This window comes from Variovorax boronicumulans (assembly GCF_029892485.1).
GTDB lineage: Bacteria > Pseudomonadota > Gammaproteobacteria > Burkholderiales > Burkholderiaceae_C > Variovorax > Variovorax boronicumulans_B.
Genome location: NZ_JARXVG010000006.1, coordinates 403,628 through 427,056 on the forward strand (window position 1 = coordinate 403,628; position 23,429 = coordinate 427,056).

Below are 23,429 nucleotides of genomic sequence, written 5' to 3' on the forward strand. Positions count from 1 at the left end.
CTTCGCCAAAGAAAAGTAGGCAAAAGAAAGGCGACCCCACTGTCTGCGACCCCTTCGCGTTGCTACGGGGCAACCTGCGGTGCTCGCGTTTCGCGGGGTCTCGCCGAACTCGCTTCGCTCAGACAGCGGCGAGCCCTGATCCGCGAAACGCTGCGCTCCTCGGCGCAGCCAGAGGGGGGTGGAGACCACACGGGCCATTGCTTCGCTCGGCCCGAAGGGCGTGCACGCGCTTGCGCGTGCACGCCTTGAATTGGTGGCTGTTGTCTGGTGAGTGGCTGGGCTGGGCCGGGCCGAGCAAAGCGACGGCCCGTACTGTCTTGAAAGCCGAGCGCAGCGATGGCGCGTCCGAAAGCCCTTCTGTATGCGCCGAGGAGCGGAGCGTTTCGCGGACAAGGGCTCGCCCTTGTTTGAGCGAAGCGAGTTTGGGCGAGACCCCGCGAAACGTGAGCACCGCAGGTTGCCCGTAGCGAAGCGAAGGGACGCAGACAGCAGGGTCGCCTTTTCTTTGCTTACGTTCTTTTGGCGAAGCAAAAGAAAGTAAGTCGCCTGCCGGGGCGAGACCCGGCCCCGGAAAGAAAACGCACAAAACCTCAACATAAAGCCAACGCCTCCAGGCAAGCGCGTCTATGAGCCTCCCCCTGAGAAGGCTTCACCACCCGCCCAGCAACCCGAACCCCGTAATCCACCCCCAGCCGATCCGCCATCAACACCCACGCACAAAGCCGCGACACCCGCGCCTCGGTATCCGCAAGCCCGGTCACCTGCGCATCGAGCCAGAGCTCTTCACGCTGCGTGTGCTGCGTGTCCCGGCTGACAAGGTCCTCCGACCCGGCCGCCTGCGCACGCGCCGCCTTCTTCCAGACCACGAGCTTCAACGGATCGCCCCGCCGGTACGCCCGCACGCCGTCGTACTCTCCAGCCCCTTGCGCGCGCAGCGCAGCAGAAGCGGCCGCCGGCCCCGACAAGGGCTCGCCCGGCGGCAGCGGCGGCGGATGGGCCTCGGGTGTCGGGTACACCAGCATCTGCGCCGCGGGCCGCCAGACCGTCCACACGCGAAACGTACCCAGCGGAAAGCGCGTCTCGGCGGTGAGCGGCGGCACCGGATGCAGTCCGCGCCGCTCCGGCTTGAAGGCGATCTCCACAGTGGAAGCGCCTTCGGCCGGCACGTCGGTCCAGGCCCATTGCCCGCTGCCGCGCACCGCCATCCCGATGCCGTAGCGCACGCTGCGCCGCGTGTTGTTCAGCACGACCCGGAAGACGGCTGCGGCCCCGGCGTAGTGCGCCTCGGGCGGCATCATGCGCATGGCCAGCCCGCGCAGCGTGGCGTGGCACACATGCATCCCCACCGCGACGCTGCCGGCCAGCAAGAAGGTCAACAGATAACCCAGGTTGAGCTGGTAGTTGATCGACGCGACCAGCAGCACCAGCAGCGTGGCTGCCAGCGTCCAGCCGGCCCGCGTGGGCACGATGTAGACGTTGCGCTGCGTGAGCTCCAGCGTGTCCGACGGCGGCCGTCGGGACAGGAACCAGCCGTCGATGCGCGAGCGCAGGGCGCCGACCGGATTCACGGCAGCGGTACGGCCGCGATCATGGCGCGCACCTGCTCGACGGCACCGCGGCCCGCATCGCCCACGGGCGTGAGCCGGTGCGCGATCGTCTGCGGCAGCACGGACTGCACGTCGTCGGGCGCGACGTAGCTGCGGTTGGCCAGCAGAGCCTGCGCCTTGGCGGCGCGCAGCACCGCGATGCCGGCGCGCGGCGAGAGGCCCTGCAGGAACCAGCGGCCCGAGCGCGTGGCCGCGATCAGGTCCTGCACATAGTTGAGCAGCGCGTCGGAGGCATGCACCTGCTGCACACGCTGCTGGATGGCGGTGAGTTCGCCGGCGGTCAGCATCGCCGGAAGGCTCGCCAACATCTCGCGGCGGTCTGCGCTCGAGAGCAGCAAACGCTCGGCGGCGCGGTCGGGGTAGCCGAGCGAGATGCGCATCAGGAAGCGGTCGAGTTGCGATTCGGGCAACGCGAAGGTGCCCAACTGGTCCTGCGGGTTCTGCGTGGCGATCACGAAGAAGGGCGTGGGCAGCGGGCGGGTCTCGCCTTCGATGGTGACCTGCTTTTCTTCCATCGCCTCGAGCAGGGCGCTCTGGGTCTTGGGGCTTGCGCGGTTGATTTCGTCGGCCAGCAGCACCTGGGCAAAGATCGGCCCGGGGTGGAACACGAAGGCCTGCTGGCCGCGGTCGTAGATCGCCACGCCCGACAGGTCGCCCGGCATCAGGTCGGCGGTGAACTGGACCCGCGAAAACTGCAGGCCGAAGGTGTGCGAGAGCGCGTGGGCGAGGGTGGTCTTGCCGACCCCCGGCACATCCTCGATCAGCAGGTGGCCGCCCGCGAGCAGGCAGGCCACGCAGTCGCGCACCTGCGCCTCTTTGCCGACGATCACCGTGTTAAGCTGACTCAGCAAAGTGGCAAGCTTCGCAGCAACGTCCATATTTGTATCCATATGCAAACGATACCGTAAGACCCGCCGGCCCCATGCCGCGTGAGGTCTAGACGTGGCGACAGAGACACATGGGCAAGACAGGCTACTTCACACACCGCGACTTCTGGAAGCACGACATGGGCCGGGGTCATCCCGAGTGCCCCGAGCGACTGGATGCCATCGAAGACCGGCTGCTTCTCACTGGCGTCGGCGATGCGCTCGAGCATTGCGACGTGCCGCTGGCCACGCTGGAGCAGCTCACCCGGGCCCACAGCGTCGGGCACGTCGAGCATCTCGAGGAGCTTCACCAGCGCCTGGTGGCCGACGAACCCGCCGGCGGCCCCGACCACGCGCAGCTCGACCCCGACACCTCCCTGAACCGCTTCACCCTGCTGGCCGCGCGCCGGGGCGCAGGCGCCGCCATTGCCGCGACCGACGCGGTGATCGCCGGCGACATCGAGAACGCCTTCTGCTCGGTGCGCCCGCCGGGCCACCATGCCTGCCGCGAGCAGGCGATGGGCTTCTGCTTCTTCAACAACATCGCGATCGCGGCGCGCCATGCGCTCGAAGTGCACGGCTACGACCGCGTGGCCATCGTCGATTTCGACGTGCACCACGGCAACGGCACCGAGAACATCCTCTCGAACGATCCGCGCGTGTTGATGGTCGGCTTCTTCCAGCACCCGTTCTATCCGTACAGCGGCACTGAGCATCCGGCGCCGAACATGCTGAACCTGCCAATCCCGGCCTACACCCGCGGCATGGATGTGCGCGAACTGATCGAGGCCGCCTGGATGCCGCGGCTCGAGGAGTTCCGCCCGCAAATGGTCTTCATCAGCGCGGGCTTCGACGCCCACCGCGACGACGACCTGGGCCAGCTCGGCCTCACCGAGAACGACTTTGCCTGGATCACGAGCCGCATCCGCGATGTCGCCCGGCGCCATGCGCGCGGCCGCATCGTCTCGGTGCTCGAGGGCGGCTACAACCTCGATGCGCTCGCGCGCAGCGTGGAAGCGCACATTCGCGTGCTCGCAGACCTCTGATTCGAATTCCTGATCGAAAGACAGTCCGTTCACGCTGAGCTTGTCGAAGCGCTGCGCAAGGCTTCGACAAGCTCAGCCCGAACGGCCCCGGACTGATGAACTTCAACGACTTCACACAACGCCTGAGCGCGGTCGATGCACGCGGCATCGGCATCGAATTGACCGTGCTGGTGGCCTGCGTGGCCCTGGCCTGGGCCATCTGCAAATGGTTCGGACGCGACCAGCCCAAGGACTCCATCTGGTTCGGCGAAAGCACTTTCGACGGCCTGTTGTTCCCGCTGCTGTCGCTGGTGTTCACCGATCTCGCACGGCGCGTGGTGATTGATTTTCAGCCGGTGCTGGTGCTGCGCATCGCGGTGTCGGTGTTCCTGTCGCTGGCGGTCATCCGGCTGTTCGCGCGGGTGCTCAGGGCGGTGTTTCCCACCTCCAACCTAGTGCGGCTGATCGAGCGCACGATCTCGTGGCTCGCGTGGATCGCGGCCGTGCTCTGGATCGTCGGGCTCCTGCCGCCCGTGCTGGCCGAGTTGGACAACATCACGCTGGCCTTCGGCAAGACGCGCGTGAGCGTGCAGACGATCTTCCAGGGCGTGCTGTCGGCCGGGCTGGTGCTGGTGATCGCGCTGTGGATCGCCTCGACCATCGAAAAGCGCATCCTGCGCGAGGCCGTCACCGACTTGTCGATGCGCAAGGTTGCGTCGAACGCGGTGCGCGCCTTCCTGCTGCTGATCGGCTTGCTGTTCGCGCTGTCGGCGGTGGGGGTGGACCTCACGGCGCTCTCGGTGCTGGGCGGTGCGCTCGGCGTGGGCCTGGGCTTCGGGCTGCAGAAGCTGGCGGCCAACTATGTGAGCGGCTTCGTGATCCTGCTGGAGCGCTCGATCCGCATCGGGGACAACGTGAAGGTCGACACCTTCGAAGGCCGCATCACCGACATCAAGACCCGCTACACGCTCATCCGCGCGGGCAACGGGCGCGAGGCCATCGTGCCGAACGAATCGCTGATCACCAGCCGGGTGGAAAACCTCTCGCTGGCCGACCGCAAGTTCAACATCACGACCAACATCGTGGTGGGCTACGAGAGCGACGTGGCGCAGGTGCAGGCCGTCCTGTGCGAGGCGGCCAAGGCGCAGCCGCGGGTGATGACCGACCCCGCGCCTGTGGCCTATCTCGTGAACTTCGCGCCCGACGGCCTGGAGTTCAGCCTGCATTTCTGGGTGGCCGATCCGGACAAGGGCAAGGACAACCTGCGCTCGGCCATCAACATCGCGATTCTCGAAGGGCTGCGTGGCGCGGGAATTGACATTCCTTACCCGCAGCGCGTGCTCCGCGTGGAATCTTTGCCGGCGGGAATGGCGCCAGCCCCCGACGCTGTTTTATAATCGTGAAAAAGCACGATCGTTCTTTTTAGGCAGGTGGTGCCTACAGGAAGAACGGAGAGGCTGCAAAGGTCGCGTCCTAGAATGATCGGCTGCCCTCGAAGCCCCCTTTTTGCAATCCAATGGAGTCAAGTCAATGAAGGTTCTTGTACCTGTCAAACGGGTCGTCGACTACAACGTGAAGGTGCGCGTCAAGAGCGACGGCACCGGGGTGGACATTGCCAACGTCAAGATGAGCATGAACCCCTTCGACGAGATCGCTGTCGAAGAAGCGGTTCGCCTCAAAGAGAAGGGCATGGTCACCGAAGTGATCGCCGTCTCCTGCGGCGATGCCAAGTGCCAGGAAACCCTGCGCACCGCGATGGCCATCGGTGCGGACCGCGGCATCTTGGTCGAAACGACCGAAGAGCTCCAACCCTTGGCCGTGGCCAAGCTCCTGAAGGCGCTGGTCGACAAGGAACAGCCCCAGCTCGTCATCCTCGGCAAGCAAGCCATCGATGACGACGCGAACCAGACCGGCCAGATGCTGGCTGCACTCGCAGACGTGCCCCAGGCCACCTTCGCCTCCAAGGTCGACCTGGCCGCCGACAAGGTCACCGTTGCACGCGAAGTCGACGGTGGCATGGAAACGCTGACCCTCACGCTGCCCGCAGTCATCACGACCGACCTGCGCCTGAACGAGCCGCGCTACGTCACCTTGCCCAACATCATGAAGGCCAAGAAGAAGCAGCTCGATGTCTTCAAGCCCGAAGACCTGGGCGTCGATGTGAAGCCCCGCCTGAAGACCCTGAAGGTCAGCGAGCCGCCCAAGCGCGGTGCCGGCATCAAGGTGCCTGATGTGGCAACGCTGGTGGACAAACTGAAGAACGAAGCGAAGGTGATCTGAACATGACCGCACTTGTTATTGCCGAACACGACCACGCGACCGTCAAGCCCGCGACCCTCAACACCGTGACTGCTGCATTGGCCTGCGGCGGCGATGTTCACGTGCTGGTGGCCGGTGCCAACGCCGCTGAAGCCGGCAAGGCCGCAGCACAGATCGCGGGCGTCACCAAGGTCATCGTGGCCGACAGCCCGAGCCTGGCCGAGAACCTCGCTGAAAACGTCGCTGCTCAAGTCCTCGCGATTGCGGCCAACTACAGCCACATCCTGTTCCCCTCCACCGCCAACGGCAAAAACGTCGCCCCGCGCGTGGCCGCCAAGCTGGACGTGGCGCAGATCAGCGACATCACCCTGGTTGTCAGCCCCGACACCTTCGAGCGCCCGATCTATGCCGGCAACGCGATTGCTACCGTGCAGAGCAGCGATGCCACCAAGGTGATCACGGTCCGCACGACCGGCTTCGATGCAGCCGCAGCAACGGGTGGCAGCGCCACCGTCGAAACCGCTGAAGGCGTAGCCGATAGCGGCAAGTCGAGCTTCGTCGGCCGCGAAGTCACCAAGAGCGAACGCCCCGAACTGACGGCCGCCAAGATCATCGTCTCGGGCGGACGTGCCCTCGGCAGCGCCGAGAAGTTCACCGAAGTGATGGCCCCGCTGGCCGACAAGCTCAACGCAGGCCTGGGCGCCAGCCGCGCAGCCGTCGATGCAGGCTACGCCCCGAACGACTGGCAAGTGGGCCAGACCGGCAAGATCGTGGCGCCGCAGCTGTACATCGCAGCGGGCATCTCGGGCGCGATCCAGCATCTGGCCGGCATGAAGGACTCCAAGGTGATCGTGGCGATCAACAAGGACGAGGAAGCGCCGATCTTCTCGGTGGCTGACTACGGCCTCGTGGCCGACCTGTTCGTGGCCGTGCCCGAACTGGTGAAGGCGCTCTGACCGCATCGCCGCATTGAGCCGGAGGGCATCGTTCGCGATGCCCTTTTCGTATCCGCTGTATCTGGAGACAAGACATGAGCTACACCGCCCCCCTCAAGGACATGCTGTTCGACATCGAGCACCTGGCCAACATCGGCGAGATCGCCAAGCTGCCCGGCTTCGAGGACGCAGGCCTCGAAACCGCGCAGGCCGTGCTCGAGGAGTGCGCGCGCTTCAACCAGGACGTGGTGGCGCCGCTGAACATCGAAGGCGACCGCAACCCCTCGTCGTTCAAGGGCGGTGAAGTCACCACCACGCCGGGTTTCAAGGACGCCTTCGCGCAGTACGTCTCGGGTGGCTGGCAAGGTCTTCAGCATCCGTCGGACTTCGGCGGCCAAGGCTTGCCCAAGACCATTGGCGCCGCCTGCGGCGAGATGCTCAACTCGGCCAACATGAGCTTCGCGCTGTGCCCGCTCCTGAGCGACGGCGCCATCGAAGCGCTGCTCACCGCAGGCTCAGACGAACTGAAGGCGGTGTACCTCGAAAAGCTCGTGAGCGGCCAGTGGACCGGCACGATGAACCTTACCGAGCCGCAGGCCGGCAGCGACCTGGCCATGGTGCGCAGCCGCGCCGAGCCGCAGCCCGACGGCACCTACAAGGTGTTCGGCACCAAGATCTTCATCACCTACGGTGAGCACGACATGGCCGAGAACATCGTGCACCTCGTGCTGGCCCGCGTGACCGGCGCGCCCGAAGGCGTGAAGGGCATCAGCCTGTTCGTGGTGCCCAAGTTCATGGTCGGCAAGGATGGTGCACTAGGCGAACGCAACGATGTGCACTGCGTGAGCATCGAGCACAAGATGGGCATCAAGGCCTCGCCGACCGCCGTGCTGCAGTACGGCGACCACGGTGGCGCCATCGGCTACCTCGTCGGCCAGGAAAACCGCGGCCTCGAGTACATGTTCATCATGATGAACTCGGCCCGCTACGCGGTGGGCATGCAGGGCATCGCGATTGCCGAGCGGGCCTATCAGCACGCCGTGGCCTACGCGAAAGACCGCGTGCAGAGCCGTCCGGTCGATGGCTCCATCAACGCCAGCGCACCGATCATTCATCACCCGGACGTCAAGCGCATGCTGATGACGATGCGCGCCTACACCGAAGGCTGCCGTGCCATGGCCTCGGTCGCCGCCGCTGCCTACGACGCCGCGCACCACCACCCCGATGCGGATGCGCGCAAGCAGAACCAGGCCTTCTACGAATTCATGGTGCCGCTGGTCAAGGGCTACAGCACCGAGATGAGCCTGGAGGTGACCTCGCTCGGCGTGCAGGTGCACGGCGGCATGGGCTTCATCGAGGAGACGGGCGCGGCGCAGTACTACCGCGACGCGAAGATCCTCACGATCTACGAAGGCACCACCGCGATCCAGGCCAACGACCTCGTGGGCCGCAAGACCGCGCGCGACGGCGGCCAGACTGCCAAGGCCATCGCCGCGCAGATCGAGAAGACCGAGGCCGAGCTCGCCAAGAGCGACAGCGCCGCAGCCGCATCGGTGCACAAGCGCCTCAAGGCCGCGCGCGAAGCCTTCATCGAAGTGGTCGACTTCGTCGCGGGCCAGACCAAGGCATCGCCCAATGCGGTGTTCGCGGGCAGCGTGCCGTACCTGATGCTCGCGGGCAACCTCGTGGCTGGCTGGCAGCTGGCACGCTCGCTGATCATTGCGGAAGACCTCGCTTCGCGCAGCTTCGACACCGACTTCATGCTCGCCAAGATCACGACCGCGCGCTTCTACGCCGAGCACATCCTCAACAAGGTGCCGGGCATCCGCGACAGCATCGTCGATGGCGCCGAGAGCGTCACGGCGCTGGCCCTCGACGCGTTCTGAGTCAGGTTCCGTGTCGCCCATCTGACCGGCGGCACGGGCCTCCTTCTCTTATAAAACCGAATCCATTTCCGGAGACAAAATGTCCAAGCTGCCCCCCGTCCTCGCGAACCTGCCGCTGCCGATCATCGGCTCGCCGCTGTTCATCATCAGCAACCCCAAGCTCGTGATCGCGCAATGCAAGGCCGGCGTGGTCGGCTCGATGCCCGCGCTCAACGCGCGCCCCGCGGCGCAGCTCGAAGAGTGGCTGATCGAGATCACCGAAGAACTCGCGGCCTACAACAAGGCCAACCCCGACAAGCCCGCCGCGCCCTTCGCCATCAACCAGATCGTGCACAAGAGCAACGACCGCCTGGAGCACGACATGGAGATGGTCGTGAAGTACAAGGTGCCGATCGTCATCACCTCGCTGGGCGCGCGCACCGACGTGAACGACGCGGTGCACAGCTACGGCGGCGTGACGCTGCACGACATCATTAACAACAAGTTCGCGCAGAAGGCGATCGAGAAGGGTGCCGACGGCATCATCGCCGTGGCAGCCGGTGCGGGCGGCCATGCGGGCGTGAAGAGCCCGTTCGCGCTGGTACAGGAAATCCGCCAGTGGTTCGACGGCCCCATTGCGCTGTCGGGCTCCATCGCTTCCGGCGGTGCGGTGCTCGCGGCGCAGGCCATGGGTGCGGATTTCGCCTACATCGGCACCGCCTTCATCGCGACCGAAGAGGCGCGTGCGAGCGACGAATACAAGCAGGCGATCGTGGACGGCAACTCGGACGACATCGTCTATTCGAACCTCTTCACCGGCGTGCACGGCAACTACCTCGCACCCAGCATCGTCGCGGCCGGCATGGACCCCGCGAACCTGCCCGAAGGCGATCTCAAGACCATGAACTTCGCGAGCGGCGACGGCAGCAAGGCCAAGGCCTGGAAAGACATCTGGGGCTCGGGCCAGGGCATCGGCGCCGTGACCGAGGTGGCCAGCGCCGCGGCCTTCATTGACAAGCTCAAGCGCGAATACCAGGAAGCAAGGCAACGGCTCGCTCTTTGAGCGACGGCTGACCATGGCTCCTGCCATCGCGTCCTCTTCGCCAGGGCGCATGCCGTTGCTCGACGTGGCCAAGGGCCTCGCCTGCGCGGTGATCGTCGGACACCACCTCTCGCGCTACGGGCCGATGCCCGCGGGCGCGTACGGGCTCGCGCCCGATTTCTTCGGCTGGCTGGCCGACGACGGCCGGCTCGCAGTGCAGGTGTTCCTCGTGATCGCGGGCTTCCTCGCGGCGGCGAGCCTGGCGCCGGACGGCCTGTTGCGCGTCGACCGGCCCATCGCGCGCATCCTGCAGCGCTATGGACGGCTGGTGATGCCGTACCTGGCTGCGCTCACCGTCTGCGTGCTGGTGGCCGCGCTGGTGCGGCCGTGGCTCGATGAAGACGTGGTGCCGGCATCGCCGAGCATCGGCCAGTTGTTTGCGCATGGGCTGCTGCTGCAGGACCTCCTGGGCTACGAGTCGCTGTCCACCGGCGTCTGGTACGTGGCCATCGATTTCCAGCTGTTCGCGCTGGCGCTGGTGCTCGTGGGCCTTCCGGCCATGCTGAGCCCGCCGACGCCGGGCAGCACTGCCAATCCGTCGTCGCGGTGGATGCCCGTGCTGCTGGTGCTCGCGCTGGCCGTGAGCTCGCTGGTGCTCTTCAACCGCAACGCCAGCCTCGACGGCACCGCGCTTTATTTCTTCGGTGCCTATGGGCTGGGCATGCTGGTTTTCTGGATCGGCCGCGCGACACGGGCCAGCACCTGGCAAAGCGCGGTCGCGTTGCTGCTCCTGATGGGGGCGGGGGCGCTGGCGGTCGAATGGCGCAGCCGCATCGCGACGGCGCTGGTGACAGCGCTGCTGATCGCGCTCGCGCAGCACTGGCATTGGCTGTCGCCGGCAAAGTGGCCGGTGCTGGCGGTGCCGCTGCAGCGCCTGGGGCGCATGTCGTACTCGCTGTTCCTGATCCACTTTCCGGTGCTTCTCGCCATGAACGCCCTCGTGGCAAACCTCGCGCCGCACGGGCCGTGGCTCGACCTGCTGGGCATGGTGGCGACCTTCGGCCTTTCGGTGGCCGCGGCTGCGCTGCTCTACCGCTGGGTGGAGTCGCGCCCGGCATCGTGGCGCGGCGTGTTCGCGCTCTTCGCTGCGTTGCTGGTCAGCGGCATCGTCGTTTCGCTCTAGCCTGAGCCAGCGGGCGGGCCGTTGCCTGCACGAGGCGCCGCGCGCGCCACTGCCGATCGGTACGACCCTGGCGCACCGCCGGTCCAGGTCTTGAAGGCCCGCTGGAACGCCGCGCTGTCGGCAAAGCCCAACTCCTCGGCCAGCGCCGCGAGCGGCACGCTGCTGGTGTTGAGCCGCACGATGGCCACGTCGCGCCGCAGCTGGTCCTTCAGCGACTGGAACGACGTGCCTTCCGTCGCCAGGTGGCGCTGCAAGGTGCTCACCGACATGTGCAGGCTGCCCGCCGTGGTCGCGAGGTCGGCCCACGCCGGCCGGTTCTGCTGCAACACCGCACGCACTTTCGCGCTCACCGCCTGCTCGGCCAGCCGGGGCAGGATCACGTTGGCCGGCGAGGCCGCGAGAAAGACCTGCATCGCGTGCGCATCGCGGTGCACCGGCGTGGCGAGCGCGCTGGCGTCGAACCACACGGCCGACAGCGGCTGGCCGAACTGCAGCGGGCCGGGGAACACCTTGGCGTAGCCATCGGCATAGGGCGGCAGCTCGAAACCGAAATCGAAACGCCGTGCCACCAGCCGTCCGCCGTGCAGCCATGCGAAGAGCCGCCAGTACACCCGCAGCATCAACTCGTGCAGGAAGTTCTGGTGCGGCGCCTGCATGTTGTTCAACTGCAGGCCGAAGCCGGCGAGCGGACCTTCGTGCAGCAGCACCAGCGAGAGGTCGTCCTGCAGCAGGCTGAAGGTGTGCGCCACCCGGCGCAGCGCCACTTCGAAGGTGGGCGCGCCCAGCGTGGAACGCAGCATCAGCGCGAAGCTGCCGCAACGCAGGCGCCGCGTGAGAAAGCACAGGGCCTCGTCGTCCAGCCGCTTCATCAGCAGCGCGAACAGCGCCACGTATTGCTCGGCGGTCACGCGGGCGGCCGTTTCTTCGAGCAGTGACGGCGCGATGCCAGCGTCTTCCAGCGCGGTGCCGATGTCGATGGGCGCATCGGCGCCCCGGGCGCGGATGCCCGAAAGCATGCCCTCGACAAAGGCGATCGGAATGGTGACGGGTGGTTGCAGCATGGGACCGGGCGATCAGACACCAAGCAGGCCACCGTGTCGATTGACGTTTTCTGCAATGCGATCGAAGCGAAGCGCAATGGTCCGGTGAGGGCCGGATTTCTACCATCCGGCAACACAAGAAAGAGACGGAGACATTGCATGTACCTCACCCAGTCGCTTCACCGCAGCCTGCAGCAGCACCCGGACAAACCGGCCGTGCGCTTTGCCGGCCGCACCCTCGGCTTCCGCGAATACGGCGAACGCGTTGCGCGCCTCGCGGGCGCGCTGCAGAAGCTGGGCATGCAGACGGGCGATCGCGTGGCGATGCTTTCGCTCAACTCGGCCCGCTACCTCGAATACCAGATGGCCGTGCCCTGGGGCGGCGGGGTGCTCAACCCCTGCAACATCCGATGGTCGGCTGCGGAAATCCTCTATTCGCTGGAGGACTCGGGCTCGACCATCCTCCTGGTCGACCAGACCTTCCGCCCCATGGTCGAGCAGATGCGCGAACAGGCCACGAGCCTGCGCGAGGTGATCTACTGCGGCGACGGCGCGCTGCCCGCGCGCATGCACGGCTACGAGGCACTGCTCGACACATCCGCGCCCGTGCCCGATGCCGCCCGCCGCGACGAAGACCTGGCCGGCATCTTCTACACCGGCGGCACCACCGGTTTTCCCAAGGGCGTGATGCTCAGCCACACCAACATGTGCAGCTCGGGCCTCGCGCTGCATGCGGAGCACCTGGCACCCCCCGGCGGCTGCTACCTGCATGCCGCGCCGATGTTCCATCTGGCCGACATGGGGCTGGCCACGCCGCACTGGCTCGAAGGCAACACGCATTCGATCATCCCGATGTTCAGTCCCGAGGGCGTGCTCGACGCCATCGAGAAAGATCGCGTGACCCACATCCTGCTCGTGCCCACGATGATCCAGATGCTCGTGGACCATCCTGCGATGCGCGAGCCGCGCGACCTCGCGAGCCTGAAGTGCATCACCTACGGCGCATCGCCCATTTCGGAGGCGGTGCTCAACCGTGCGATGGATGCTTTCCCGGGCGTGGACTTCGTGCAGGCCTACGGCATGACCGAGCTCTCGCCGCTGGCCACCATCAACCCCGCGCGCAACCACACGGCCGAGGGCCGCAAGCTCGGCAAGCTGCGCTCGGCCGGCCGCGCGAGCTATTGCACCGAAGTGCGCATCGTCGATGCCGACGGCACCGAGGCGCCGCGCGGTACCGTGGGCGAAGTGGCGGTGCGCGGGCCCAACGTGATGCAGGGCTACTGGAACAAGCCCGAGCAGACCGCAGCCGCCATCCGCGACGGCTGGATGCACACCGGCGACGGCGCCTACATGGACGGCGACGGCTACATCTTCGTGGTCGACCGCCTCAAGGACATGATCATCAGCGGCGGCGAGAACATCTACTCGGCCGAGGTCGAGAACGCCATCACCCAGCATCCCGCGGTGGCGGCCTGCGCGGTCATCGGCATCCCGAGCGAGGAGTGGGGCGAGGCGGTGCATGCGGCGCTGGTGCTCAAGCCCGGGCAAGGCATTCGCGACGACGAGCTCATCGCGCACTGCAAGGCGCTGATCGCGGGCTACAAGTGCCCGCGCAGCGTGGCCATCGTCGATGCGCTGCCGCTCTCGGGCGCGGGCAAGGTGCTCAAGACCAGGCTGCGCGAGCCTTTCTGGCAAGACCGCCAGCGTGCGGTGGCCTGAGCCTTTTCAATTCAAACAACCTCCAGGAAACCTTCATGAGTCAAGACGTCTACGTGGTCGGGGTCGGCATGATCCCCTTCACCAAGCCGGGCGCGAACCAGCCCTATCCGCAGATGGCCGCGCACGCCACGAATGCCGCGCTCAAGGATGCGGGAATCGGCTACGAGCTGATCCAGCAGGCCTACGTGGGCTACGTGTACGGCGACTCCACCGCCGGCCAGCGCGCGCTGTACGAAGTGGGCATGACCGGCATCCCGGTCGTCAACGTCAACAACAACTGCTCGACCGGTTCGACCGCGCTGTTCCTCGCGCGCCAGGCCGTGGCCAGCGGCGCGGCCGACTGCGTGCTCGCGCTGGGCTTCGAGCACATGAGCCCGGGGGCGCTGGGCGCGGTGTTCAACGACCGCCCGAGCCCTTTCGACAATTTCGAGACCATCACCGACGAGCTGGTCGGCAACGAGCAGGTGCCGCTCGCGCTGCGCTACTTCGGCGGCGCGGGTCTCGCGCACATGCAGCAGTACGGCACGCAGATGTCCACCTTCGCGAAGATCCGCGCCAAGGCGAGCCGCCATGCGTCGAACAACCCGGTCGCGCTGTTCCGCACCGTCGTCACCGAAGACGAGGTGATGGCCGCGCCCGTCATGTGGCCCGGCGTGATGACGCGGCTCATGGCCTGCCCGCCCACCTGCGGCGCGGCCGCGGCCATCGTCTGCTCGCCGCGCTTTTCCGAACGCCACGGCCTGGACCGCAGCGTGCGCATCAAGGCGCAGGCCATGACCACCGACCGCGCCGTGACCTTCGAGAGCCGCGACATGCGCGAGGTGGTCGGCTTCAGCATGGCGCAGGAAGCCGCGCAGAAGGTGTACGACGCGGCAGGCGTCGGCCCGCAGGACATCGACGTGGTCGAGCTGCACGATTGCTTCGCGCACAACGAACTCCTGAGCTACGAAGCGCTGGGCCTCTGCCCGGTCGGTGGCGCGGAGAAGTTCGTGGTCGATGGCGACAACACCTATGGCGGCAAGGTGGTGACCAACCCGTCGGGCGGGCTGCTGTCGAAGGGCCATCCGCTCGGGGCGACAGGGCTCGCGCAATGCACGGAGCTGGTCCAGCAACTGCGCGGCACGGCAGACAAACGCCAGGTCGAAGGCGCGCGCATGGCGCTGCAGCACAACCTCGGGTTGGGCGGCGCCTGCGTGGTCACGCTCTACGAACGCGTTTGAAGGGAAACACATGATCGACAAGAAATGGATCGGCCACGAACTGCCCGCCTCGGTGCTGCCCATCGAGCGCACGCGGCTGCAGTTCTTCGCCAAGGCCATCGGCGAGACCGACCCGGTCTACACCGATGCCGCTGCCGCGCGTGATGCCGGCTACCCCGACCTGCCCGCGCCGCCCACCTTCCTTTTTGCGGCCGAGCTGGACTCGGGCGCCTCGAGCCAGATGCTCGACGATCTGCAGATTCCGCTCTCGAAGCTGCTGCACGGCGAGCAGAGCTTCAGCTACCACCGATCCGCCTGCGTGGGCGACACGGTGACGGTGCGCTCCACCATCAGCGACATCTACGACAAGAAGAACGGCGCGCTCGAATTCGTCGTGAAGACCTCGCGCGCCACCAACCAGCGCGATGAACTCGTGGCCGAACTGCGCACGGTGATCGTCTGCCGCCACTGAAGAAAGAACGCGCGATGACCACCCCCACCTACGACAGCATCCAGATCGGCGACGAACTTCCGCCGCTGCAACTTGCGCCCGTCAACCGTACCACGCTCGCGCTCTTCGCAGGTGCTTCGGGCGACCACAACCCCATCCACATCGACACCGACTTCGCGCGCAGGGCCGGCATGCCCGACGTGTTCGCGCAGGGCATGCTGGGCATGGCCTGGCTCGGCCGGCTGCTCACGCAGTGGGCGCCGCAATCGCAGCTGCGCCGCTTCGACGTGCGCTTCCAGGGCATCACCCACATCGGCCATGCGGTGCGCTGCACCGGCCGCGTGGTCGAGAAGCTCGAGCACAACGGCGAGCGCTGCGTGCGCGTCGAGGTGCAGAGCGCCAACCAGTACGGCCAGGCGCGCATCGCCGGCGAGGCGCTGGTGGCGCTGCGCTGATCCATTCCACGAAAGAAAAATGAATATGACACTCAAGCTCGAAGGCAAGGTCGCCCTCATCACCGGATCGGGCCGCGGCATCGGCCGCGCGATCGCGCTCAAGCTCGCTTCGGAAGGCGCACGCATCGTCGTCAACGACCTCGATGCCGAGCCCGCCGAGGAAACCGTGCAGGCCATCCGCGCGGCGGGCGGGCAGGCGGTGGCCTGCATCGGCAGCGTCTCGGCGCCGGACTTCGCCGAGCGGTTCATCGGCACCGCAGTGAGCGAATACAAGGGCCTCGACATCATCGTGAACAACGCCGGCTACACCTGGGACAACGTGCTCCAGAAGATGACCGACGAGCAGTGGTACGCCATGATCGACGTGCACCTGACGGCGCCGTTCCGCATCCTGCGCGCCGCGCAACCGGTGATCCGCGCGCTCGCCAAGGCCGAGGGCGAAGCGGGCCAACGCGTGGTGCGCAAGGTGGTCAACATCTCCTCGGTGGCGGGCCTCTTCGGCAACGCGGGGCAGGCCAACTACTCGACCGCCAAGGCCGGCATCGTCGGCATGACGCAGACGTTGGCCAAGGAGTGGGGGCGCATGAACGTCACGGTCAATTGCGTGGCCTTCGGCTTCATCCAGACGCGGCTGACCGCGAGCACCGCCGAGGCGGCCACGGCCAACATCGAAGGCCGCGAGATCAAGGTCGGCGTCAACCCCGGCTTGCTCGCGATGATGGAGCAGTCGATTCCGCTCGGTCGCGGCGGCACACCCGAGGAAGCGGCCGGCGCGGTGTACCTGCTGTGCGCGCCCGAATCGGACTATGTGAGCGGGCAGACGCTGATGTGCACCGGCGGCCTGACCGGAATCTGAGATGCAGACCGTCGAAGGCATCGCCTGGGGCGTGCAGGACGACATCGGCCGCATCGTGCTGAAGCGGCCCGGGAGCGCGAACGCGCTGACATCGGCGAGCGGCCGGACGCTCGCGCGTGCCATCGACGAGGTGCTCGAACAGCAGCCGCGTGCCATCTTGCTGACCGGCGAGGGCAGGGCGTTCTGCGCGGGTGGCGACATCGACGAGTTCGTCGCGGCCGGCGAGCGGCTGCCCGAGCTGGTGAACGATTTGCTGGACCAGCTGCATCCCGCCTTGCTGCGCCTCTCGGCGAATCCGGCGCCGCTGGTGGTTGCCGTGAACGGACCGGCGGGCGGTGCGGGCGTGGGGCTCGCGTTGTGCGGTGATTTCGTGCTGGCGGCGGAATCGATGAAGCTGCGCACGGGCTATGCGTCCATCGGCCTGTCGCCGGATGCGGGTGCTTCGTACTTTCTCTCGCGCCGCGTGGGGCCGGTGCGGGCGCAGCAGTGGCTGATGCTCAGCGAAGCCATCGACAGCCAACGCTGCCTCGCGTCGGGCGCCGTGGATGCGGTCTATCCGGATGCCGAGCTCGCGGCCGCGAGCGAAGCGCTGGTGGCGCGGCTGGCTGCCGGTGCGAGCGCGTCGTTCGCCGGCATCAAGGCCCTGTGCGGCGGCGCCCCGGCCCGGCCCATCGAGGCGCACTTCGCGATGGAGCAAAGGCTGCTGCGCGAGCGTGCGGGCAGCGCGGACGCGCGCGAAGGCGTGGCGGCTTTTGTTGCGAAGCGGGCGCCGCGTTTCACGGGCCGCTGAAGTCAGCTGCCTGTGAGGCTGCGCGCCGCGCCCAGCATTTCATGGGTGTCGTGCGCCATCACCGCCAGGAACGCCAAGAGGCCGATGTAGTACACGCTGTACGTCACCCGCGTCTCGGTGGAGACGGCGTAGTACTGCTGGTTGGCCGGGTCCTTCGGGTCGTACTTCCAGGCCCGCATCACCTGCGGCGCGGCCAGCACCGCCACCAAAATCAGCATCGGGCTCGGCCGCCAGAAGAACAGGGCCGCGAGCACCGGCACGCCCACCAGCCACACGCGCGGCGTGAGCACCGCGGTGATGCGTCCGCCGTCGAAGGGTGAGAGCGGGATCAGGTTGAAGAGGTTGATGAAGAAGCCCGCGTAGGCCAGCGCCAGCAGCAGCCGGCTGTCCGATTCGCGCGCCACGAAATAGCAGGCCAGCGCTGCGAGGCTGCCCAGCAGCGGGCCGCCGAAGCCGACCCAGGCTTCGGTCTCGACGTCGTGCGGCTGGTCCTTCAGTTCGATCCATGCACCGACGAACGGAATGAAGGTGGGCAGTCCGACATCGAGGCCGCGCTGCTTCGCCGCGAGGTAGTGGCCCATCTCGTGCACGAGGATGAGCGCGACGAACCCCGCCGCATAGCGCCAGCCGAACACGAAGGCATAGGCGACCACCGAGAGCAGCATCGTGCCGCCCGAGAGCAGCAGCTTGCCGAGCTTGCCCGCGCTCAGCAGGACCAGCAGCAGCTTGACCATGGCGCCTGTCCCTTGTTGCGCGTCAAGCCTCGGGCTTCTTCTTGAAGATCTTGGCGATGCCCCAGAGCGCAGCGCCACCGGCCACGACCGCGATCTTCGCGAACTTGGCCAGGAAGGCCAGCGCGAGTGCGAACAGGCCCAGCTTCTTCACGGCAACGCCTGCCACCAATGCGGCGAGGCCGTAGGCGGCGACCTTGTCGGTGGACGAATTGAAGTCCGCGTACTTCTTGCCGTCGTCGTACTGCAGTGCGCCCAGCAGTTTGGCGGCGTCGGGCTTGTAGGTGTCCAGGTCTTTCGCGTTGGTGATGAGGTTCAGGCTCAGGTAGCCCTCGCGGCCCAGCGCATAGGTGTTGTAGTTGACGCCCTGGTTGTCTCCTGTGGAGCCCTTCTTCTTCGAGAGGGCCGACCACACGAGGCGGTGCGTGGCGGCTTCGTACTGCGGCTTCTGCGCCCAGCCCGTGACCTCGATGCCGGGGATGCCGCGCTTGGCGCGCTCTTCGTTCGCGGCCTCGGTGCCTTCCTTCAGGCTCTTGAGCAGGTCGTCGGCGTTCCAGTCCTTTGCGTCGTCGTCCTTGATGTAGCCCTCTTTCACGAACTTGACGACGGCCATCCAGTCGGCATCGTCGTTGGCGGGAAAGATGGCGCCGATGAAGGTGTCGTCGGTGCGGTTGCCCATGCTGCGCATGAGCTGTGCGGCCGCGGGTGTCGGCACCCAGATGTAGCCGGCCGGCAGCTTCAGGTGGGCCTGGTCGCGCAGCGGGATGTCGGCGGGGCCGACCTTCTGCACGGCCTTGGCGGCCTTGAAGGCGGCTTCCTGTTCGGCCTCCAGCGAGTTCGCCGTGGATGCGGTGGCCGGAGCCGCGGAAGTGGCGGGGGTGGCAGACGTGGCGGCGTTGCCGGTGTTGGTGGCCGCTAGGGCGCACGCGAGCAGCAAGCCGGCCGTCAGGCGGACAGTATGAATACGCAAGTTCTCTCTCCTCGGTTGTTGTCGGTTTTTGTGAGACGCGAGGAGTTTATCGGCGCTTTTGCAGATGTCTGCCGGCGCCCGACAAGTGCGTTTCAGGGCCAGGGCGTGGGCGGCGGAATCTCGCACACCGGTTCGACGTCGATGCTCTTGAAGTCCGCCGGCGAGACGATCTCCAGGTACTCCATGTCGGGCGAGTAGTCGAACAGGAAATGCCGGATGCCCGGCCGCTGGTGCACCACGTCGCCGGCCTCGACCAGGGTTTCCTTGTCCTCGTACATGAAGCGGGCCCAGCCCTTGACCATGATGACGATCTGGAAGTCCGCCTCGTGGCGGTGCCAGCCGGTGCCCGCTTCCGGTGCCATGTTGGCCTTGACCAGATGCGCGATGACCTTGCCGTTGGTGGCCTCGGCCACGCCCAGGTCGCGGTACAGGAAGAAATCGCGCAGCCCGCCCGAGACGAACTCTGTGTCACCGGGCTTGACGTGGGAGAACTGGGTGGCGGTACGGTCCAGCATGGGGCGCTCCTTCGCAGGTGGTTGTGTTGCGCTGCAGCACGCATAAAGCGTTCCTGTTTGCTGGCTTGCAGCTGTTTGGCTGGAGACCTTCCGCCTGATTGGCGCGCGCGGGGTGAGCGGGCCCCGGACACCGGGTGCCGCCGCATTGCTCGAGCGCTGGCGAACACCCATACTGGGGCTCCCACGACGCAATCACCGGAGCCCCCAATGAGCAACGAACTGCGCAAGAAGCTGCATGACCTGGCGGAACTGGCCGAGAACACCACCGACCCGCAGACCCGGGCCATCGTCGAAGCGATCCGCCTGCAGACGGCCGTCTTGAACGAGCGGCTCTTTTCCATCGAGCTTCAGCTGGGCACGCTCACCAAGCGCATGGAAAACACAACCGACTGAGGGGCGGCCCCTTTGTGGGGATAATCCCCGCCATGAGCGGCAACACTTTCGGAACACTCTTCGCGGTCACCAATTTCGGCGAATCGCACGGCCCGGCCATCGGCTGCGTCATCGACGGTTGCCCGCCGGGCATGGCCCTCAGCGAGGCCGACATCCAGGGCGATCTCGACCGCCGCCGCCCCGGCACCAGCCGCCACGTCACCCAGCGCAACGAAGCCGATGCGGTTCAGATTCTTTCCGGCGTGTACGAGGGCAAGACCACCGGCACCCCGATCGCGCTGCTGATCCAGAACACCGACCAGCGCAGCAAGGACTACGGCCAGATCGCCCAGCAGTTCCGTCCCGGCCACGCCGACTTCACCTACTGGAAGAAATACGGTATCCGCGACCCGCGCGGCGGCGGTCGCTCCTCGGCGCGGCTCACGGCGCCCATGGTCGCGGCCGGCGCGGTCGCCAAGAAGTGGCTGGCCGAAAAATACGGCATGGTGTTTCGCGGCTGCATGACGCAGATCGGCGAGATCACCATTCCCTTCGAGAGCTGGGACCACGTTCCGAACAACCCCTTCTTCGCCCCCATCGCCGACGTGAGCGCGCTGGAGGACTACATGGACCGCCTGCGCAAGGCCGGCGATTCGTGCGGCGCGCGCATTCGCGTCACGGCCACCAACGTGCCCATTGGCCTGGGCGAGCCGCTCTTCGACAAGCTCGACGCCGAAATCGCCTACGCGATGATGGGCATCAACGCGGTGAAAGCCGTCGAGATCGGCGCCGGCTGGGACAGCGTCACCCAGCGCGGCACCACGCACGGCGACTCGATCACGCCGACCGGCTTCGTCACCAACAATGCGGGCGGCATCCTCGGTGGCATCAGCTCGGGGCAGGACCTCGAGGTGAGCATCGCGATCAAGCCGACCAGTTCGATCATCAGCCCGCGCCAGTCGATCGACATCCACAACAACCCCGTCGAAGTGATCACCAAGGGCCGGCACGACCCCTGCGTGGGCATTCGCGCGACGCCCATTGCCGAGGCCATGCTGGCGCTGGTGGTGATGGAGCACGTGCTGCGCAACCGCGCGCAGTGCGGCGACGTGCAGACCGAAGCCCAGAAGTCCGAGGCCGCGTCCCCGCAGGCGTCCTTCCTGTAGTGTCGTCATCGCCACCAGTGGCCGCCGGACGCGGCCACCTGCTGGCGTTTGCTGGTCTGTCGGCCAGCTATTTCGCGCACATCGGTTTCTTCAATCCTTATCTGCCGCTGTGGCTCAAGGACCTGGGGCTGCCGATCTTCACGATCAGCCTGCTGGCCTCGGTGCAGTCGGTCACGCGCGTGTTCGCGCCCTATGCCTGGGGCGCGCTCAGCGACCACACCGGCCACCGCGTGATGCTGCTGCGCTTCAGCGCGGCGGTGGCCCTGGTCAGTTCCTTCGGCCTCTGGTGGAACGGCGGCGCCTGGTGGCTCGCGCTGGTGCTGCTCGTGATGTTCACCCACACCAGCTCGATGATGTCGCTCACCGAGGCGGCCATGGCGCAGCTGGTGGCCGGCGACTGGGGCCGCTACGGGCGCATCCGCCTGTGCGGCTCGGCCGGCTTCCTGATCACCGTGTTCTTCGCGGGGGAGTGGTTCGAGCGCTTCGGCATGAAGCACTTTCCGGCCTGGGCCGCGGGCACCCTGGCCATCGTGCTCATCGCGACGATGAAGCTGCCCGATGTGCGCGAGCCCGTGGCCGCGCACGACGCCGTCAAGGAACCCATCGGGCCGGTGCTGCGCAACCCGGCGGTGCGGTGGTTCTTCGCGGCGCTGTTCTTCCAGGTGATGTCGCACTTCTCGGTGTACGCCTTCTTGTCGCTGTACCTCGACTCCATCGGCTACGGCAAGAGCACCATCGGCCTCTTGTGGGCGCTGTCGGTGGTGGCCGAGATCGTCTGGTTCTTCCTTCAGGGCCGGCTCATCGGGCTCTTGCCGATGCCGCGCTGGATGCTGGTGTGCGGCATCGCGGCCGTTGCGCGGCTGGGGCTCACGGCGGGGCTGGGCGGCTTCATCGCCGCGCTGGTCGTTGCGCAATGGCTGCATGCGCTGAGCTTCGCGGCGCACCACACCACCTGCATCGCCGTGGTGTCGCGCCGTTTTCCGGGGCGGCTGCGCGGGAGAGGGCAGGCGCTCTTCACCGTGATCGGCTATGGCTTCGGCGGTGTGCTGGGTGTGCTGCTCGGCGGGGCCGTTGCGCAGGAGTTCGGGTACCGGACGATGTTCGGGTTGGCGGCGGTGCTGGCAGGGGTGGGGAGCCTTTGCGCCTGGCGCGTGGTGAGGTTGGAGCAGGCAGAGCGCGCGACCCTGCCGGGCCGGATCTGAACCTCGGGCCCGGCTTTGGAGAAGCGGGCGAAGTGCGGGTTTCCGATAACTACAGGCACTTGATTTAGTCGGCTCCCTGAAACATAGTTGGCCCCGTTCACAAGCCACAGGCGCATCGCCTGCTCAAGGAGACACACCCATGTTCAGTTCGCGCAGCCGCCGCCATTCCACCCTGGCCCTCGCCGCCCTGGCCACTTTGGCCTTTGCCGCATCCTCCGCCTTCGCCGCCGACCAGCCCGTCATCGGCCTGGTCACCAAGACCGAGACCAACCCCTTCTTCGTGAAGATGAAAGAGGGCGCGCAGGAAGAAGCCAAGAAGCTCGGCGCCAAGCTGCTCTCGGGCGCGGGCAAGGCCGATGGCGACAACGCCGGCCAGATCACCGCGATGGAAAACATGATCGCGGCCGGCGCCAAGACCATCCTCATCACGCCCAGCGACGCCAAGGCGATCGTGCCCGCCATCAAGAAGGCGCGCGACAAGGGCATCATGGTGATCGCGCTCGACAGCCCGGCCGATCCGCCGGAAGCCACCGACGCGCTCTTCGCCACCAACAACTACACCGCCGGCGTGCTGATCGGCGAATACGCCAAGGCCGCGATGGCCGGCAAGCCCGCGAAGATCGTCGCGCTCGACCTGCTGCCGGGCCACCCGGTGGGCGCACAGCGCCACAACGGCTTCATGAAGGGCTTCGGCCTCACCGCGAACGACGCCAAGTCGAACGAACTGTCGAAGGCGCCCGAGATCGTCTGCATGGCCGACAGCTTCGGCGACCAGGCCAAGGCGCAGACCGCGATGGAAAACTGCCTGCAGAAGGCGCCCGATGTGAACCTGGTCTACACGATCAACGAGCCCGCCGCGGCCGGTGCCTACAACGCGCTCAAGCGCGCGGGCAAGGAGAAGGGCGTGCTGATCGTCTCGGTCGATGGCGGCTGCCAGGGCATCAAGGACACCAACGCCGGCATCATCGCCGCGACCTCGCAGCAGTACCCGCTGAAGATGGCCGCCATGGGCGTGGCCGCGGGCGTGGAATTCGCCAAGACCGGCAAGAAGGCCTCGGGCTACGTCGACACCGGCGTGACGCTGATCGCCGGCAAGAGCGTGGCGGGCGTCGACAGCAAGGACACCAAGACCGGCGCCGAACTTTGCTGGGGCAAGAAGTAAACAGGTAGCCCCAGGGAGG

At 66.8% G+C, this 23,429-nt stretch carries 23 protein-coding genes; 17 read left to right on the top strand and 6 right to left on the bottom strand.

Annotated features, from left to right (window positions below; all coding sequences use genetic code 11):
* Nucleotides 1-590 precede the first annotated feature (590 nt).
* Nucleotides 591-1,568: a DUF58 domain-containing protein gene (locus M2282_RS17200; RefSeq protein WP_280809990.1), complete on the bottom strand. Its 978-nt coding sequence runs from the start codon at nucleotides 1,566-1,568 to the stop codon at nucleotides 591-593.
* Nucleotides 1,565-2,485 carry an AAA family ATPase gene (locus tag M2282_RS17205; RefSeq protein ID WP_280809991.1) on the bottom strand — a complete coding sequence of 307 codons (921 nt, stop codon included), beginning with the start codon at nucleotides 2,483-2,485 and terminating at the stop codon, nucleotides 1,565-1,567. The genes M2282_RS17200 and M2282_RS17205 overlap by 4 nt, the downstream gene beginning before the upstream one ends.
* A gap of 80 nt (nucleotides 2,486-2,565) precedes the next feature.
* Here M2282_RS17205 and M2282_RS17210 point away from each other — a divergent pair, with 80 nt between their 5' ends.
* From M2282_RS17210 to M2282_RS17240, 7 genes are all read left to right on the top strand, one after another.
* Nucleotides 2,566-3,519, top strand: a complete 954-nt coding sequence (locus tag M2282_RS17210) for a histone deacetylase family protein (RefSeq protein WP_280809992.1) — start codon at nucleotides 2,566-2,568, stop codon at nucleotides 3,517-3,519.
* A 95-nt stretch (nucleotides 3,520-3,614) separates the two neighbouring features.
* Nucleotides 3,615-4,895, top strand: a complete 1,281-nt coding sequence (locus M2282_RS17215; RefSeq protein ID WP_280809993.1) for a mechanosensitive ion channel family protein — start codon at nucleotides 3,615-3,617, stop codon at nucleotides 4,893-4,895.
* A gap of 133 nt (nucleotides 4,896-5,028) precedes the next feature.
* On the top strand, nucleotides 5,029-5,778 hold the full coding sequence (locus tag M2282_RS17220) for an electron transfer flavoprotein subunit beta/FixA family protein (protein WP_280809994.1): 750 nt from the start codon (nucleotides 5,029-5,031) through the stop codon (nucleotides 5,776-5,778).
* 2 nt (nucleotides 5,779-5,780) lie between these two features.
* Complete coding sequence (locus tag M2282_RS17225) at nucleotides 5,781-6,713, top strand: electron transfer flavoprotein subunit alpha/FixB family protein (protein ID WP_280809995.1); 933 nt, start codon at nucleotides 5,781-5,783, stop codon at nucleotides 6,711-6,713.
* A 74-nt stretch (nucleotides 6,714-6,787) separates the two neighbouring features.
* Nucleotides 6,788-8,578: an acyl-CoA dehydrogenase gene (locus tag M2282_RS17230; RefSeq protein WP_280809996.1), complete on the top strand. Its 1,791-nt coding sequence runs from the start codon at nucleotides 6,788-6,790 to the stop codon at nucleotides 8,576-8,578.
* Nucleotides 8,579-8,657: 79 nt separating this feature from the next.
* Nucleotides 8,658-9,620 (top strand): NAD(P)H-dependent flavin oxidoreductase, encoded by a 963-nt coding sequence (locus M2282_RS17235; protein WP_280809997.1) that lies wholly within the window; start codon nucleotides 8,658-8,660, stop codon nucleotides 9,618-9,620.
* Nucleotides 9,621-9,669: 49 nt separating this feature from the next.
* Nucleotides 9,670-10,782 carry an acyltransferase family protein gene (locus tag M2282_RS17240; RefSeq protein WP_432422911.1) on the top strand — a complete coding sequence of 371 codons (1,113 nt, stop codon included), beginning with the start codon at nucleotides 9,670-9,672 and terminating at the stop codon, nucleotides 10,780-10,782.
* On the opposite strand, the gene M2282_RS17245 is transcribed toward M2282_RS17240, so the two are convergent.
* Nucleotides 10,779-11,843, bottom strand: a complete 1,065-nt coding sequence (locus M2282_RS17245) for an AraC family transcriptional regulator (protein WP_280809999.1) — start codon at nucleotides 11,841-11,843, stop codon at nucleotides 10,779-10,781. The genes M2282_RS17240 and M2282_RS17245 overlap by 4 nt on opposite strands.
* Nucleotides 11,844-11,981: 138 nt before the next feature.
* Between M2282_RS17245 and M2282_RS17250 the strand changes: the two genes are divergently transcribed.
* Genes M2282_RS17250 through M2282_RS17275 form a run of 6 tightly spaced genes read left to right on the top strand, consistent with a single transcriptional unit; the run spans nucleotide 11,982 to nucleotide 17,292 of the window.
* Nucleotides 11,982-13,541, top strand: coding sequence for a long-chain-fatty-acid--CoA ligase (locus M2282_RS17250; RefSeq protein ID WP_280810000.1), 1,560 nt, complete (start codon nucleotides 11,982-11,984; stop codon nucleotides 13,539-13,541).
* Nucleotides 13,542-13,576: 35 nt separating this feature from the next.
* On the top strand, nucleotides 13,577-14,761 hold the full coding sequence (locus tag M2282_RS17255) for a lipid-transfer protein (protein ID WP_280810001.1): 1,185 nt from the start codon (nucleotides 13,577-13,579) through the stop codon (nucleotides 14,759-14,761).
* Nucleotides 14,762-14,771: 10 nt separating this feature from the next.
* On the top strand, nucleotides 14,772-15,212 hold the full coding sequence (locus M2282_RS17260; RefSeq protein ID WP_280810002.1) for a MaoC family dehydratase N-terminal domain-containing protein: 441 nt from the start codon (nucleotides 14,772-14,774) through the stop codon (nucleotides 15,210-15,212).
* A 14-nt stretch (nucleotides 15,213-15,226) separates the two neighbouring features.
* Nucleotides 15,227-15,646 (top strand): MaoC family dehydratase, encoded by a 420-nt coding sequence (locus M2282_RS17265; RefSeq protein WP_280810003.1) that lies wholly within the window; start codon nucleotides 15,227-15,229, stop codon nucleotides 15,644-15,646.
* Nucleotides 15,647-15,671: 25 nt separating this feature from the next.
* A complete protein-coding gene (locus M2282_RS17270) occupies nucleotides 15,672-16,502 on the top strand; it encodes an SDR family NAD(P)-dependent oxidoreductase (protein ID WP_280810046.1) in 831 nt (276 codons plus the stop codon).
* Between the two features lies 1 nt (nucleotide 16,503).
* The gene (locus tag M2282_RS17275; RefSeq protein ID WP_280810004.1) at nucleotides 16,504-17,292 is read left to right on the top strand and encodes an enoyl-CoA hydratase-related protein; all 789 of its coding nucleotides are present in this window, start codon (nucleotides 16,504-16,506) and stop codon (nucleotides 17,290-17,292) included.
* Between the two features lie 2 nt (nucleotides 17,293-17,294).
* Here M2282_RS17275 and M2282_RS17280 read toward each other — a convergent pair whose 3' ends face one another.
* The 3 genes from M2282_RS17280 to M2282_RS17290 form a co-directional block, all read right to left on the bottom strand.
* Nucleotides 17,295-18,026, bottom strand: a complete 732-nt coding sequence (locus tag M2282_RS17280) for a site-2 protease family protein (protein WP_280810005.1) — start codon at nucleotides 18,024-18,026, stop codon at nucleotides 17,295-17,297.
* Nucleotides 18,027-18,048: 22 nt separating this feature from the next.
* Complete coding sequence (locus M2282_RS17285; RefSeq protein ID WP_280810006.1) at nucleotides 18,049-18,993, bottom strand: DUF2167 domain-containing protein; 945 nt, start codon at nucleotides 18,991-18,993, stop codon at nucleotides 18,049-18,051.
* Nucleotides 18,994-19,085: 92 nt separating this feature from the next.
* A complete protein-coding gene (locus M2282_RS17290) occupies nucleotides 19,086-19,508 on the bottom strand; it encodes a cupin domain-containing protein (RefSeq protein ID WP_280810007.1) in 423 nt (140 codons plus the stop codon).
* Nucleotides 19,509-19,715: 207 nt separating this feature from the next.
* On the opposite strand from M2282_RS17290, the gene M2282_RS17295 reads away from it, so the two are divergent.
* The 4 genes from M2282_RS17295 to M2282_RS17310 all read left to right on the top strand — a co-directional run bounded on the left by M2282_RS17295 (nucleotide 19,716) and on the right by M2282_RS17310 (nucleotide 23,410).
* Entirely contained in the window at nucleotides 19,716-19,901 is a 186-nt protein-coding gene (locus tag M2282_RS17295) for a hypothetical protein (protein ID WP_280810008.1), read from the top strand.
* A 32-nt stretch (nucleotides 19,902-19,933) separates the two neighbouring features.
* Nucleotides 19,934-21,046 (top strand): chorismate synthase, encoded by a 1,113-nt coding sequence (gene aroC / locus M2282_RS17300; protein ID WP_280810009.1) that lies wholly within the window; start codon nucleotides 19,934-19,936, stop codon nucleotides 21,044-21,046.
* Nucleotides 21,046-22,248: an MFS transporter gene (locus M2282_RS17305; protein ID WP_280810010.1), complete on the top strand. Its 1,203-nt coding sequence runs from the start codon at nucleotides 21,046-21,048 to the stop codon at nucleotides 22,246-22,248. The genes aroC and M2282_RS17305 overlap by 1 nt, the downstream gene beginning before the upstream one ends.
* 139 nt (nucleotides 22,249-22,387) lie before the next feature.
* Nucleotides 22,388-23,410, top strand: a complete 1,023-nt coding sequence (locus M2282_RS17310) for a sugar ABC transporter substrate-binding protein (RefSeq protein ID WP_280810011.1) — start codon at nucleotides 22,388-22,390, stop codon at nucleotides 23,408-23,410.
* Nucleotides 23,411-23,429: the final 19 nt, after the last annotated feature.

Coding starts and splice junctions, on each gene's coding strand:
- M2282_RS17240 (WP_432422911.1), top strand. CDS start 9,670: ATGCCGTTGCTCGACGTGGCCAAGGGCCTCGCCTGCGCGGTGATCGTC.
- M2282_RS17230 (WP_280809996.1), top strand. CDS start 6,788: ATGAGCTACACCGCCCCCCTCAAGGACATGCTGTTCGACATCGAGCAC.
- M2282_RS17255 (WP_280810001.1), top strand. CDS start 13,577: ATGAGTCAAGACGTCTACGTGGTCGGGGTCGGCATGATCCCCTTCACC.
- M2282_RS17225 (WP_280809995.1), top strand. CDS start 5,781: ATGACCGCACTTGTTATTGCCGAACACGACCACGCGACCGTCAAGCCC.
- M2282_RS17210 (WP_280809992.1), top strand. CDS start 2,566: ATGGGCAAGACAGGCTACTTCACACACCGCGACTTCTGGAAGCACGAC.
- aroC (WP_280810009.1), top strand. CDS start 19,934: ATGAGCGGCAACACTTTCGGAACACTCTTCGCGGTCACCAATTTCGGC.
- M2282_RS17310 (WP_280810011.1), top strand. CDS start 22,388: ATGTTCAGTTCGCGCAGCCGCCGCCATTCCACCCTGGCCCTCGCCGCC.
- M2282_RS17260 (WP_280810002.1), top strand. CDS start 14,772: ATGATCGACAAGAAATGGATCGGCCACGAACTGCCCGCCTCGGTGCTG.
- M2282_RS17280 (WP_280810005.1), bottom strand. CDS start 18,026: ATGGTCAAGCTGCTGCTGGTCCTGCTGAGCGCGGGCAAGCTCGGCAAG.
- M2282_RS17215 (WP_280809993.1), top strand. CDS start 3,615: ATGAACTTCAACGACTTCACACAACGCCTGAGCGCGGTCGATGCACGC.
- M2282_RS17245 (WP_280809999.1), bottom strand. CDS start 11,843: ATGCTGCAACCACCCGTCACCATTCCGATCGCCTTTGTCGAGGGCATG.
- M2282_RS17275 (WP_280810004.1), top strand. CDS start 16,504: ATGCAGACCGTCGAAGGCATCGCCTGGGGCGTGCAGGACGACATCGGC.
- M2282_RS17265 (WP_280810003.1), top strand. CDS start 15,227: ATGACCACCCCCACCTACGACAGCATCCAGATCGGCGACGAACTTCCG.
- M2282_RS17270 (WP_280810046.1), top strand. CDS start 15,672: ATGACACTCAAGCTCGAAGGCAAGGTCGCCCTCATCACCGGATCGGGC.
- M2282_RS17235 (WP_280809997.1), top strand. CDS start 8,658: ATGTCCAAGCTGCCCCCCGTCCTCGCGAACCTGCCGCTGCCGATCATC.
- M2282_RS17205 (WP_280809991.1), bottom strand. CDS start 2,485: ATGGACGTTGCTGCGAAGCTTGCCACTTTGCTGAGTCAGCTTAACACG.
- M2282_RS17250 (WP_280810000.1), top strand. CDS start 11,982: ATGTACCTCACCCAGTCGCTTCACCGCAGCCTGCAGCAGCACCCGGAC.
- M2282_RS17290 (WP_280810007.1), bottom strand. CDS start 19,508: ATGCTGGACCGTACCGCCACCCAGTTCTCCCACGTCAAGCCCGGTGAC.
- M2282_RS17220 (WP_280809994.1), top strand. CDS start 5,029: ATGAAGGTTCTTGTACCTGTCAAACGGGTCGTCGACTACAACGTGAAG.
- M2282_RS17295 (WP_280810008.1), top strand. CDS start 19,716: ATGAGCAACGAACTGCGCAAGAAGCTGCATGACCTGGCGGAACTGGCC.